A 13,819-nucleotide genomic window follows, 5' to 3' on the forward strand; every position below is an offset into this window, starting at 1 on the left:
TACATCGCGCACGGGGAACTGAGTACCCGTGCGCTGACGGGGCGGCGGTGCGGCCGGGCAGGATCCGGCCATGAGGAGAATCGCGGGCCGGGACCGGACCGGGTGGTGGCTGGTGCCGGTGCGCTCGACGCTGGTGACGGGAGCGTGCCTGCTGTTCGCGCTGCCCCTGCGCGGGGTGGCGGAGATGACGACCGACCCGTGCTTCGAGCCCGGATCCTGCCCGGAGACCTACGCGGGACTGGCCCTGTCGGACCGTCTGCTGCTCACGACCGTGGTGCTGCTGGCGGTCCAGTGGCCGCTGTCCTACCTGGTGCGCCGGGCCCGCCTGTGGGCGGGCCTGGCGCCGGGCGCCGCACTGGTGGCGGCGGTGGCCGTGCTGTTCTCCGTCAGGCCCGGCACGTGAGGCCGGGCGGACGCGGGGCAACGGCCACCGCTCAGGCGAAGGCGCCCGGGCGTCCGAGGGCGACCAGGCGGTGGTCCTTGGTGCCGACGTAGATCCGTCCCTTGTCGGTGGCCGGGACGGAGAACTTGCTGACCGTGCCGAGCGGGAAGGAGCGGCGCAGCTTGAGGACGCCGTCGACCGGGACGGGGTCGTAGGCGCGCAGTTCACCGCCCTCACCGTACTGGCCGGTGCCGGACCAGATCACCCAGACCAGGGCCGAGCCGGAGCGGGTGCCGTCCGAGGTGACCACGGGCGAGCCGGACATCTTCAGGAAGTCCCCGGCGCTGGTGCCGGCGCTGCTGAGCTGCGGGCTGCCGGCGGCCGTGACCGAGTACTTGAGGGCGCGCAGCTTGCCGAAGTTCTCGACCGTGTAGACGTAGCCGCCGTCGCCGCCCCAGACCGCCGGGTGGCCCCAGACACCGCCGTAGGGGCCGGTGAGCCCGACCACCCTGTCGGTCCCGCCGGGGCCCTGGCCCATGCCGCCCAGGTCGTCGCGGTCGAGCAGGAAGATCCGGCCGTCCTTGCCGACCTGGACGAGCAGGCGGGGGTGGGTGGGGGTGCCGAAGGAGGACGGCAGGGCGACCGGGCCGCCGGAGCCGAGGTCGGTGTCGCGCTTGTCGAGGGTGGCGTTGTTGGTGGGGCTGAAGAAGTCGGCGGGCGCGAAGCCGCCGTCCGCGTCGACGGCGAAGCGGACCACCGACTCGCCGAGGCCGCCGGGCGGCCGGTTGCCCGGGCCCACGGCCGGCGAGGCGCCGGAGCCCTGGCCGTTGGCGGTGGTGAGGAAGAACCGGCCGGGGCCGTCCGAGACGAGGCCGCTGCCGGCCATCCAGATCGAGGCGCGCTGGGTGTCGGAGCCCGCGACGGTGGAGAACAGGGTGAGCTTGCGGGTCCGGGTGTCGAGGCCGGCCAGCGTGCCGATGTAGTCGCCGATGCCGCAGAGCGAGCCGAAGCCGAAGTAGAGCCGGCCGTCGAGGAGGAGCAGCCCCGGGCGCTGGAGGGAGCGGTAGGCGTTGAACGGCTTGCCGGGCGCGTTGACCGGGTCGCCCTGGACGGTGACGGGCCAGCCGCTGCGTTCGGCCCCGGTCTGGGCGTCGACGGCGTGCACGTAGTAGTGCGGGTGCTTGTCGTCGGGGCCGTCGTCGACCTTGCTGGTGAGGTAGACGGTGCCGGTGGCGGGGTCGTGGACGGGGGTGGAGGTGGTGCCGACGTTGGGGCCGGGGTCGGAGCAGCCGATGGCCGCCGAGGCCCAGGCGGGGCCCATCTCCCGGTGCCAGGTGATCTTCCCGGTGCCTGCGGCGATGCCGTAGACGTGGTTGGTCTCGGTCGCGACGACGACGGTCGGGCCGATGACCAGGGGCTGGGCGAAGACCTGGCCGTCGAGCGGAGTGGAGAAGCGGACGCCGAAGTCGGACCTGCCGACCTCGGCGGGGCTCAGCGCGGGTTCGTCGCGGTCCCAGGCGGTGCGGTCGGCGGAGAAGGAGACGGTGCTGACGTCGGCCCGGGCGGTGCCTGCGGCGGCCGGGGCGAGCAGGGCGAGGCCGGTGAGCACGGCCGCGGCGCGCGGCAGGCTGCGGGTGCCCGGGCGGCGGGGCGGTGTCGGGCCCCGGAGGGCGGTCCGGCACGGGTGGGTGGTTCGGTTCATGGCGCCCATGGTTCGGCGGGGCGGGTGGGGCCACCAGCGGAGGTGGTCCACTCGGCGGTCGGCCGTTCGCGGCGTTCACCGGACAGGCCGGGCGGGCTGCTCTATGGTCGTCGCGGCAGGTTTCCGAGTGACGGGTGGTGCGGTTGTGCGGTACGGGGTCATGGGTACCGGTGGGGTGGGCCGGACGATTGCGGACAAGCTGGTGGCACTCGGTCACGAGGTGACGATCGGTTCGCGTTCCCGGGGGAACGAGAACGCGGTGGCCTGGGCCGAGCAGGCCGGGCCGACCGGGCACGCCGGCACGTTCGCGGACGCCGCGGAGTTCGGCGAGGTGGTGGTGAACGCGACCGCCGGGACGGTGTCGCTGGACGCGCTGCGGGCGGCGGGTGCGGACCGGCTGGCGGGGAAGGTCCTGATCGACCTCTCCAACCCGCTGGTGTTCTCCCCCGAGGGCGCGGTGACGCTGGACCCGGTCAACACCGACAGTGTCGGCGAGCGGATCCAGCGGGAGTTCCCGCGGACCAGGGTGGTGAAGGCGCTCAACACCCTGACCGCGCCGCTGATGGTGGACCCGGCCCGGCTGCCGGGCGAGCACAACGTCTTCGTGGCCGGGGACGACGCCGACGCCAAGGCCGAGGTCGCGGCGGTGCTGACGGAGTTCGGCTGGCCGGCGGGCTCGGTGATCGACCTCGGGGACATCGCGGGGGCCCGGGCGCTGGAGATGACCATGCCGTTCTGGATCCGGCTGATGCAGTCCTTCGGCACGGCGGAGTTCAACTACTCCTTCACGCGCGCGAAGTAGGCGCCACGCGGACGCCCCCGCCCTCCCGCTCGTCGGAGCGGGAGGGCGGGGGCGTCTTCCGGGAACGCGCCTTCCGGGAACGGGAGCCTCCTTCGGGAGCGGGCGCGTCCGCCGGGGTGAGGCCGCCGGTCGGCCCGGGCGGTCGGCCCGGGGGCCGCTAGCGGCGGGCCGTGGAGGCGGGGACCCGGTCGGCCGGGTCGTCCTCGACCGGCTCGGGGGCACCGGCCGGTCTCGGTACCCGGGCACCGGTGAGACGCCCGGTGCGGCCGGTGCGCCCGGCCCGGGCCGCCTCGGTCTGGGCGAGCCGGCGGTCGGCCTCGGCCTGGATGGCGTCCTTGTCGCCGATCTCGGCGTCCGGCAGCGCGTCCGGGAGGAGGTCCTCCAGCAGCCGCAGCGGCCGGTAGGCCAGTCCCAGCACGCCCCAGACCGTGAGCACCAGGCCGACCACGACGAGCAGCAGTCCCGCCCCGCGGCCCGGTCCGGTGCCGAGGACCAGGCCCACCGAGTCGGCGAGCGCGCCGCCGGGGCGCATCAGCGGCTCGAAGACGTGGTCCGAGAGCGGCCCCGCGGTGAGGAAGCCGAGCGGCATCATCGACATCGCGAGCATCTGGTTGGTGGCCAGGACACGGCCCTGGAGCTCCATCCCGACCTTGGTCTGGATCAGCGCCATCCAGTGCGAGTTGAGGATCATCATCGCGGCCCAGAGGACGAAGAGCCCGCAGGCGGTGAGCGCGGCCTCGGGACGGCTGCCGGTCAGGACGGCGGCGAGACCGACCACCGAGGTGAAGCCGATCATGCCGAACGTGCGTCTGCGGGTGCCGCCCCAGAGGGCCATGACCAGGGCGCCGGTCATCGCCCCGAGCCCGCCGAGCGCGGTGATCACGCCGAGCTGGACCGCCGAGCCGCCCGCCAGCACCATCGGGGTGATGAGCACGGTGGCGACGGCGAACAGGTAGTTGAACACCACGAAGAAGACCACCATCGCGACCAGGCTGTGCCGGCGCACGATGTACCGCCAGCCGGTCACCACCTCGCGGAGCAGCGGCTCCTCCTGCCGGTCGAACATCGCGTCCGGGAAGCGCACCAGCAGCAGGCAGGTGACGCCGGTGAGGAAGGTGGCCATGTCGAACAGCACCACCCCGTGCAGGCCGATCAGCGAGACCAGCACGCCGCCGCCCAGGACGGCCATCATGTCGCCGGCGCCCGTGCCGAGCTGGGCGAGGCCGTTCGCCTGGCCCAGGTAGCGCTTGGGTACCAGCTGGGTGATCGCGGCCAGGTAGGCGGGGCGCTGGAAGGCCGAGCAGACGGCCCCGGTGCAGGCGACCGCGTAGATGTGCCAGACCTGGAGGAGGTCGGCCCAGAGCAGCGCGCCGAGGCCGAGCATGCCGGCGGCGGCCACGGTGTCGGTGACGATCATGATCCGGCGGCGGTCCACCCGGTCGGCGAGCGCACCGGCGATCGGCAGCAGCAGGACCGCAGGCAGCACCGCGACCACCGCGATCATCGCGAAGTCGAAGGCCGAGCCGGTCTGCTGGTAGACCCAGACGCCGAGCGCGAAGGTGGAGAGGCTGGTGCCGATCATCGAGACGAACTGACCGATCGCCACCTTGGCGAAGGTGGCGAGTTCGGCGCGGGCCGCCGGCCGCCGGGCGTCGGCCCGGTCCGCGGCCGAGACCGCGCCGGTGGCGGCGAACTCGACCAGCACGCGGGCGAGTTCGCCGGCCTGGTGCTTGAGGAAGTAGTGCCCGGCGCGGGGCACGACGGCGAGGTCGACGGTCTCGCCGAAGTGCTCCCACTCCGTGTACCTCTCCTGGTACAGGAGGGTGGCCCGGTCCTTCTCACCGACGACGCAGAGGATCGGCGCCCCGATCGCGACCGGGCGGGCGTCCCCGTAGGCGCGGGTGTAGAAGTCCTCGGCCTGCCGGACGTCGTGCCGCAGCGCCCGGACCAGGAAGTCCTGTTCGGCCTGGTCGTAGACGTCCGTGAACCCGCCCATCGCCCGCAGGTAGTCGAGGTAGGAGCGGTTGGAGAGCATCCGGTCGCCGGGGAGCCTGCGGGCCATCCACTCCGCGAACCGGCCCGGCAGCCGGGCGGCGGGGAAGGTGCCGCCCAGCGCGACCCCGCGCAGGTCGGCGCCGGCCGCCTCCAGCCGGGAGCCGAGCGCGGTGGCGAGCGCGCCGCCGAGGCAGTGCCCGTAGAGCAGCACCGGACCGTCGATCCGCTCGCGGATCTGTGCGGTCAGGGTGTCGGCCAGCGCGTCGAGCTCGACCAGGTCGTCGTCGGGGCGGCTCGGGTCGTGGCCTGGCAGCTCGACGGCGTAGAGGCGGTGGCCGGCGGGCAGTGCGTCGGCGAGCGGCTGGAAGGTGATCGGGCTGCCGCCGCCGTACGGGACGCAGACGACGTTGACCGTCGCCGGGGCGTTCCCGCGGGTGAGCTTGTGCAGCAGGGTGCGCGGGCCCTCGTCGGCGGTGCCGCCGGCCCGGGCGTCGAGCAGCGCGGCGAGTTCGCGCACGGTGGGGTGCTGGAACAGGTCGATCACCGAGAGGCCGCGGCCGATCAGCCGGACGGCGTGCACGGCGGAGAAGGAGTCACCGCCGAGGGCGAAGAAGTCGTCGGCGGCACCGACCTCCTCGGCGACCAGCACCTGACGGTAGGCGGCGGCCACCGCGTGCTCCGTCGCGGTGATCGGCTCACCGCCGCCCGCCGGGACGGGCCGGGCGGCGACCGGCTCGGGCAGCGCGGCCCGGTCGACCTTGCCGTTGGCGTTCAGCGGCAGGGCCGCCAGCACGACCAGGGCGGCCGGCACCATGTAGTCGGGCAGCCGGGTGCGCAGGGCCGCGCGCAGCGTGCCCGGGTCGGGGGCGGCGGCCGGATCGGCGGGGACGAGGTAGCCGACCAGGGTGCGGGCGGCGCCCTCGCCCCGGGCGACGACGACGGCCTCGCGGACCTCGGGGCGGGCCGTCAGCTCGGCCTCGACCTCGCCGATCTCGACCCGGAAGCCGCGGATCTTGACCTGGTGGTCGATCCGGCCCAGGAACTCGACGGCGCCGTCGGGGCGGCGCCGGACCAGGTCGCCGGTGCGGTAGCAGCGGCGGCCGGCCACCTCGGTGAAGCGCTCGGCGGTGAGGTCGTCGCGGCCGAGGTAGCCTCGGGCCACTCCGGCGCCGGAGACGTACAGCTCGCCCGGGACGCCCACCGGGACGGGACGGCGGCGGGCGTCCAGGACGTGCGCCCCCACGTTGCCGAACGGCCGGCCGAGCGGGGCGGTCGCGCAGTCCCCGAGGTCGGCGGGCACGGGTGCGCCGAGCATCGAGACGGTGGTCTCGGTGGGACCGTAGTGGTTGTGCAGCGTCAGGTCCGGCCGGGCGGCGCGGATCCGGGCGACCAGGTCGGGCCGTAGGGCCTCGCCCGCGCAGATCAGCAGCCGGGCAGGCAGGATCCCGCCGAGGCCGGCGCCGTGCGCGGCGAGTCCCTCCAGGTGGCTGGGGACCAGCTTCATGGCGTCGATCCGGTGCTCGGCCGCGTAGGCGGCGAAGGCCTCCGGATCGGTCGCCTGATCGCGGGTGAGCAGGTGCAGGCAACCGCCGCCGGTGAGCGCGCCGAACACGTTGGTGATGCCGAGGTCGGCGGCGAACGTCGAGACCAGCGCCCAGTTCCAGCCGTCCTGGTCACCGCCGATCCGCTCCCGCAGGCCGTGCAGGTAGTTGCGGACGTTGCGGTGCTCGACGGCCACGCCCTTGGGCGTGCCGGTCGAGCCGGAGGTGAAGACCAGGTAGCAGAGGTGCTCGGGCCGGACGTCCACCTCGGGGGCCTCGGCCGTGGCCGAGCCGTCCGGGACGACCGCCGGGATCCCGGCGGGGAGCCGGTCGCGGAGCCGGTCGCGGAGGTCCTCGGTGGTGACGACCGCGACGGCCCCGGCCGCGGCGAGCAACCCGTGGATGCGCTCGTCCGGGTAGACCGGGTCGATCGGCAGGTAGGCGCCGCCCGCCTTGAGGATGCCGAGCATGCCGACCACCAGCGCAGCGGAGCGCTCGACGAGCAGCCCGACCGGGCGGTCCGGCCCGACGCCGAGCGCGCGCAGCCGGTGGGCCAGGGCGTTGGCGCGGTGGTCGAGTTCGGCGTAGTCGAGGACGCCGTCGGCGCCGCGGACGGCGGGCGCGCCCGGGGTGCGGCGGGCCTGCTCCTCGACCAGGCCGTGCAGGGTGCCCCCGAGGTCCCAGTCGCGCGCGGTGTCGTCCCAGTCCGCGATCTGCCGCTGCTCGGACGGGGTGAGCAGAGGGAGACCGGAGAGCGGGCGGTCGGGGGTCTCGGCCATCGCGTCGAGGACGGTGGTGAGGTGGCCCAGGACGCGCCGGACGGTCGGCTCGTCGTACAGCTCGGTGCGCCAGACGAGGTCGGCGACCAGCTCGCCGCCGGTGTCGACGACGGCCACCGACAGGTCGAACTTGGCGGTGTCGGTGCCGATCGGCCGCCAGTCGACGGCGTGGCCGGGCAGCCCCGGCCGGGCCTGCGCCTGGTTGTGGACGTTGAGCAGGATCTGGAACAGCGGGGTGTGGGCCAGTTCGCGCTCCGGGCCGAGCGCGTCGACCAGCCGCTCGAAGGGAAGGTCCTGGTGCCCGAAGGCGCCGAGGGCCGACTCCCGTACCCGGTCGAGCAGCCGGCGGACCGTCGGGTCCCCGGAGAGGTCGGTGCGCATCGCCAGGGTGTTGACGAAGCAGCCGACCAGCGGCTCGGTCTCGCTGCGGGTGCGCCCGGCGACCGGGGTGCCGACGGTCACGTCCTCGCTGCCGGTGTAGCGGCCGAGGACGGTCTGCAGGGCCGCGAGCAGCACCATGTACACGGTGGTGCCGGTCTGGTCGGCGAGCGCCCGGATCCGGCGGGTGCGCTCGACGCCGAGCTCGGCGGTGAACCGGTCGCCGGCGGTCCCGGCCACGGCCGGCCGGGGGCGGTCGGGGGGCACCGTGACGGTGGCGGTCGCGCCGCGCAGCCGTTCCTGCCACCAGGTCTGCTGCCGGTCGAGTTCGGCGGCGAGCCCGGTCTGCTGCCAGTACGCGATGTCGGCGTACTGGACGGGCAGCGGCGGGAACCCCGGGGCGCGGCCCTCCCGCCGGGCCGCGTAGGCGGTGGCGAGGTCGGTGAACAGGACCCCGATCGACCAGCCATCGGCGGCGATGTGGTGCAGCACCAGGCTGAGCACGGCGCCGTCGCCGGTGCGCAGCAGGGCGGCGCGCAGCGGCAGGTCGGCGGCGAGGTCGAAGGGGCGGTGGGCCTCGGTCTCCAGCCAGGCGTCGACCCGGTCGGCGGGGACGTCGGCGACGGTGAGGGTGAGGCGCTCGGCGGGCAGCGGCTCGGGGCGGACCTCGCCGTCGACGGTCGGGTAGACGGTGCGGAGCACCTCGTGCCGGGCGAGGACGTCGGTGAGGGCCGCCCCGAGGACGGCCGGGTCGGGCGCACCGTCGATGTGCAGGGCGAGCGGGATGTGGTACGCGGCGCTGTCGGGCTCGTACTGGGCCAGGAACCACATCCGGCGCTGGGCCGAGGAGAGCGGCGCGGGGGCGCCCGCGGGGCGCGGGGTGACGGCGTAGCGGTCGGCGGCGCCGTCCGCGGCGGCGGCCTTGGCGGCCTTGGCCTTGGCGAGGCGGCGGCGGAGCAGTTCCTGCCGTCGGGCCTCGGCGTCCGGGGCCGGACCGGTGGTGGGCTGGTCGGTCATGCGGTCTCCCCCGTCCGGGCACCGGTGGTGCCGTCGGCCGTGCGGTCGTGCGGGACCCCGGGCGCACCGGGGCGGTTCCGGCCGTTCCGGCCGGTCGGGTCGTCGAGGTCGTTCAGGTCGCCCAGTGCGTCGATCTCGGCGAGCATCCGCTCCTCGATGCGGCGGGCCAGCGTGGCCAGCGTGCGGGCCTCGAAGATCGTGCGCAGCGGAAGTTCGGTCTCGAAGGTGTCGCGCACCTTGGTGAGCAGCCGGGTGGCGAGCAGCGAGTGCCCGCCGATGGCGAAGAAGTCGTCGTGCCGGCCGACCCGTTCGACGGCGAGCACCTCCTGCCAGAGGTCGGCGAGGAGTTCCTCGCAGTCGCCCTCGGGCGGGGAGCCGGCGCCGCCGAGCCGTGGCGCGGGCAGCGCGGCCCGGTCGACCTTGCCGCCGGGGGTCAGCGGCAGCGCGTCGAGCAGGACGAGCGCGGCGGGCACCATGTAGTCGGGCAGCCGCTCGGCGAGGGTGATGCGCAGTTCGTCCTCGGTGAGCGCGCTCCGGGTGGACCCGGCGTCGACGGACCCGCGGCCCGCGGGCTCGGCGCCGGTGACGACGTACCCGGCGAGGACCGGGCCCGCCGGGGTCCCGACGAGCCGGACGGCGCCCGCGGTGACCCCGGGGATCGCGGTGAGCGCGGCCTCGATCTCGCCGAGCTCGATGCGGAAGCCGCGGAGCTTCACCTGGGCGTCGGCGCGGCCGTGGTACTCCAACCGGCCGTCCGCGCGGCGGCACGCGAGGTCGCCGGTGCGGTACATCAGCGCGCCCTCGGGACCGCCGGGCTCGGCGGTGAACCGTTCGGCGGTGAGCTCCGGACGGCCGTGGTAGCCGAGGGCGACGCCCGCGCCGGCGATGCAGAGCTCACCGACGCCGTTGACCGGAACGGCGCCTCCGGCGGAGTCCAGCAGGTGCAGCCGGGTGTTGGCGACGGGCGCGCCGAGGGCCACCACCCCGCCGTGGGCCGCGAGTTCGGGGGTGACCCGCTGGACGGTGGACCAGACGGTGGTCTCGGTCGGCCCGTACAGGTTCCACAGCGCGCCGACGCGCGGGAGCAGCGCCTCGGCGAGGTCCGCGGTGAGCGCCTCGCCGCCGCACAGGGCGGTCAGACCGGGACGGCCGGACCACCCGGCCTCCAGCAGCATCCGCCAGGTGGCGGGGGTGGCCTGCAGGTGGGTGACGCCGCGGGACCCGAGCCAGCCGGCCAGCGCGTGGCCGTCGGTGGCGGTGGCACGGTCGGCGATCTCCACCCGGGCGCCGGTGACCAGCGGCAGCCAGAGCTCCAGACCGGCGATGTCGAAGGTGACGGTGGTGACGGCGGCCATCACGTCCCGCCCGGTGAGGCCCGGCTCGCGGCCCATCGAGGTGAGGAAGTTGACGATCGCGCGGTGCGGGACGGCGACGCCCTTGGGGCGGCCGGTGGAGCCGGAGGTGTACAGCAGGTAGGCGGGGTCCTCCGGGCCGACGGTGGCGGCCCGCGCCGCGGCGGGGGCGGCGGCGTGCTCGGGGCCGTCCACGAGCACGGCCTCGCGGCCGTGCAGCAGCGGGTCGCCCGCCGTCGCGCTCTCGGCGACCAGCAGGGTGACACCGGCGTCGTCGAGGACGCCGCGGTTGCGGGCGAGCGGCTGCTCCACGTCGAGCGGCAGGTAGGCGGCCCCGCTGCGCAGCACGCCGAGCAGGGCGGCGGGCAGCAGCCGGCCGCGCCGGACGGCGACCGCGACCACGGTCCCGGGCCCGGCACCGCGCGAGGCGAGCAGGTGGGCCAACCGGTCGGCGGTGTCGTCGAGTTCGGCGTACGTGAGGGCGCCGTCGGTGGCGGAGACGGCGACCGTGTCGGGGGTGCGGGCCGCCTGGTCCGCCACCAGCCGGTGCAGCGGGGCGTCGGGTATCGGCGCCTCGGTGCGGTTGACCGGATCGTCGGCGGCGAGTTCGGCGGCCGAGAGCATGGCCAGCTCGCCGAGCGGCCGGTCGGGTTCGGCGACGGCGGCGGAGAGCAGGGCGACCAGGTGGTCGAGCACGGCCCGGACGGACCGCTCGTCGTAGCGGGAGGTCCGGTACTCGGCGGAGAGCAGCGGTCCGTCGGCCGGGAACTCCAGGAAGATCGAGAGGTCGGTCTTGGCGGTGCCGTTGCACACCTCGGCGACGAACCGCAGGCTGAGGCCGGGGAGTTCGACGGCGGCCACCGGGTGGTTCTGGACGGCGAGCAGCACCTGGGAGACCGGCGAGGCGGTGAGCCCGGCCGAGCGGCCGAACCGGCGCGCGTGGTCGACGAACGGGTGACCGCTGTGCTCGGCGGCTTCCAGCACGGCCGGGCGGACCCGGGCGACCAGGTCGCGGAAGGTGTCGGTGCCGGCCACCTCCAGGCGGATCGCGACGGTGTTGATCAGCGAGCCGAGGACCTGCTCCAGCTCGGGGACGGGCCGCACGGCGAACGGGCTGAGCACCGCGAGATCGGTGCGGCCGGTGTAGCGGTGCAGGACGCCGCCGAGCGCGGCCAACACGGCCATGTAGAGGCTGGCCCCCTCCTGGGCGGCCCGGCGTTCGACGGAGCGGACCAGGTCGGCGTCGATCCGGCGGGCGATCCGACGGCCGGCGATGTCCTGCGGGTTGGGGTGCGGGCGGTCGCCCGGCAGGTGCTGTTCGGCGTCCAGACCGCGCAGTTGCCGGCCCCAGCGCCGGGCCGCGTCACGGCCGGCCGCGACGGCGCGCTCCTCCCAGCGGGCGACGTCGGAGAGCTGGAGGGCGGGTTCGGGCAGTTCGCCGTCCCGGTGGGCGCGGGCGATCTCGTCGAGCAGCAGTCCGGCGGCCCAGCCGTCCATCGCCGCGTGGTGGACGGTGAGCAGCAGCTCGTGCCGGTCCTCGCCGGTGCGCACGGCGAGGACGCGCAGCAGCCGGCCGGTCGTCAGGTCGATCGGCCGGGCCGCCTCGGCGCGCAGCGCGGCGTCGAGGGCCTCGTCGTCGGCGCCCGTGAGGTCGAGCAGCGGCACGTCGACGGGGTAGGGCGCGACGATCTCCGCGGTGACCTCGTTCTCGTCCTCGCCGAGCGGGTCGGCGACGCCGCGCAGCGCGGTGCGCAGCACCTCGTGCCGGCGGACCACCTCGGTCAGCGCGCGGCCGAGGGCCTCGCGGTCGAGGGCGCCGTCCGCCCGGACGCGCAGCGGGACGTTGTAGAGGGAGCTGCCGGGCTGGATCGACTCGTGCAGCCAGAGTTCGCGCTGGAAGCCGGTGGCGCGGGCCGGCAGGTGGGCCTCGCGTTCGGGCGGGGCGACGGAGCGGCGTCCGCCGCCGCCGTTGGCGACCCGGACGGCCAGCGCGGCCACGGTCGGCGCGGCGAAGAACTCGGCGAGCGGCACCCGGGTGCCGAACTCCCGCTCGATCCGGCCCAGCAGCCCGGCGGCGAGCAGCGAGTGCCCGCCGAGGTCGAGGAAGACGTCGTGCACGCCGACCTCGGGCACGCCGAGCAGGCCCTGCCAGAGTCCGGCGATGCGGGTCTCGACGGGGGTCCGGGGCGCGACGAACAGCTCGTGGCCCGCGCGGCTGCGGGCGGCCGGCGGCAGTGCCTTGCGGTCGGTCTTCCCGTTGGGGGTGAGCGGCAGGTGCTCCAGCACGGCGACCGCCAGCGGCACCATGTACCCGGGCAGGGCCGTGGCGCAGTGGGCGCGCAGGTCGGCGGGGGCCGGTTCGGCGAGGCCGGGCGCGGGCTGGACGAAGGCGGCCAGGTACTCGCCGGCCTCGTCGCGCTGGACGACGGCGGCGGCGGCCTCGACCGCGGGGTGGGCGGCGAGCACCGCCTCGATCTCGCCGAGCTCGACCCGGAAGCCGCGGACCTTCACCTGGTGGTCGACGCGGCCGTGGTACTCCAGGTCCCCGTCGGGGAGCCGGCGCACGAGGTCGCCGGTGCGGTAGCAGCGCACGCCGTCGACGGTGACGAACCGCTCCTCGGTGAGGTCGGGCCGGCCGTGGTACCCGCGGGCCAGGCCCTCGCCGGAGAGGTACAGCTCCCCGATGCCGCCGTCCGGCACGGCCGCCCGCCGCTCGTCGAGGACGTGGGCGAGAGTGCCGTCGAGCGGGCGGCCGATGACCGGCTCGCCGTCCTCGTGGCGGCCGACCAGCGACCAGGTGGAGTAGACGGTGTCCTCGGTGGGGCCGTAGAGGTTGTAGAGCCGCTCCACCTTGGGCTGGGCGTACACCTTGTCGGCGAGGTGCCGGGGCAGTGCCTCGCCGGCCAGGTTGACCACCCGCACGCCGTCCGGAAGGCCGTCGCCGCGCAGCAGCGCGGCCATGGCGCTGGGCACGGTGTTGACCAGGGTCACCTCGTCGCGGGCCGGCAGCTCCGGCAGGGCGAGGACGTTCTCGGCCACCACGACCGTGCCGCCGACGGCGAGCGGGAGGAAGAGCTCGTACACCGAGATGTCGAAGCAGACCGAGGTGCCGAAGAGCACGCCGGCCAGGTCGGCCGGGGTGTAGGTCCGCGCGGCCCAGCGGAGCATGGCGTTGACGCCGCGCCGGGTGACCGACACGCCCTTGGGGCGGCCGGTGGAGCCCGAGGTGTAGAGGACGTAGGCGAGCGCGTCGGCGGGGGCGACGGGGTCCGCCGGGTCGGCGGCGGGGCCGGTCGGAGCCGGGGTGGCGAGGCCGGGGGCCGAAGGAGCGGCGGGGGCGGGAACGGCCGGGGCGGCGGGGACGTCGGGGGCGTCCCCGCCGGTGTGGAGGAGGGTGGCACCGGCGCCGGCCAGCAGGTGTTCGTGCGCACGGTCGGTGGCCACCACGGAGGCCCGGGCGTCGCCGACGACCAGTTCGAGGCGGTCGCGCGGGTAGGCCGGGTCGAGCGGCACGTACGCGCCACCGGCCCGCAGGACCGCCAGCAGGGTGATCACGAGGTCTGCCGTTCGCGGCAGGCAGACCCCGACCAGGGCCTCCGGACCGATCCCGGCGACTGCCAGCCGGTCCGCCACCGCCTGCACGGCGAGGTCTAACTGGCGGTAGGTCATCCGACGGTGGCCGTCGATCACGGCGAGGGCGTCGGGGGTGCGTTCGGCCTGAGCGGAGAACAACTCGGCCGGCGATGCTGCCGGGTCCAGCGGTGGATGTCCCGTCGAACTCATCAACTCTCCTGGGGGGTGATGCTGCTCCGACTTGTGGCCGGGGGGAAACGGGCGGTGTGCCCTCGGAGATGCTGGGGTAAAGATCTTC

At 75.4% G+C, this 13,819-nt stretch carries 5 protein-coding genes; 2 read left to right on the top strand and 3 right to left on the bottom strand.

Annotated features, from left to right (window positions below; genetic code table 11):
* Window positions 1–70: 70 nt before the first annotated feature.
* Entirely contained in the window at window positions 71–403 is a 333-nt protein-coding gene (locus PUR56_RS33865) for a hypothetical protein (RefSeq protein ID WP_329951751.1), read from the top strand.
* Between the two features lie 31 nt (window positions 404–434).
* Here the strand turns inward: PUR56_RS33865 and PUR56_RS33870 are convergent, their stop codons facing one another.
* Complete coding sequence (locus PUR56_RS33870) at window positions 435–2,084, bottom strand: outer membrane protein assembly factor BamB family protein (RefSeq protein ID WP_329951752.1); 1,650 nt, start codon at window positions 2,082–2,084, stop codon at window positions 435–437.
* A gap of 160 nt (window positions 2,085–2,244) precedes the next feature.
* On the opposite strand from PUR56_RS33870, the gene PUR56_RS33875 reads away from it, so the two are divergent.
* Entirely contained in the window at window positions 2,245–2,886 is a 642-nt protein-coding gene (locus PUR56_RS33875) for an NADPH-dependent F420 reductase (protein WP_329951753.1), read from the top strand.
* Window positions 2,887–3,043: 157 nt separating this feature from the next.
* Here the strand turns inward: PUR56_RS33875 and PUR56_RS33880 are convergent, their stop codons facing one another.
* The gene (locus PUR56_RS33880) at window positions 3,044–8,596 is read right to left on the bottom strand and encodes a non-ribosomal peptide synthetase/MFS transporter (RefSeq protein WP_329951754.1); all 5,553 of its coding nucleotides are present in this window, start codon (window positions 8,594–8,596) and stop codon (window positions 3,044–3,046) included.
* On the bottom strand, window positions 8,593–13,731 hold the full coding sequence (locus PUR56_RS33885; protein WP_329951755.1) for a non-ribosomal peptide synthetase: 5,139 nt from the start codon (window positions 13,729–13,731) through the stop codon (window positions 8,593–8,595). The genes PUR56_RS33880 and PUR56_RS33885 overlap by 4 nt, the downstream gene beginning before the upstream one ends.
* Window positions 13,732–13,819: the final 88 nt, after the last annotated feature.

Source organism: Streptomyces sp. BE303, assembly GCF_036290945.1.
Lineage (GTDB): Bacteria > Actinomycetota > Actinomycetes > Streptomycetales > Streptomycetaceae > Kitasatospora.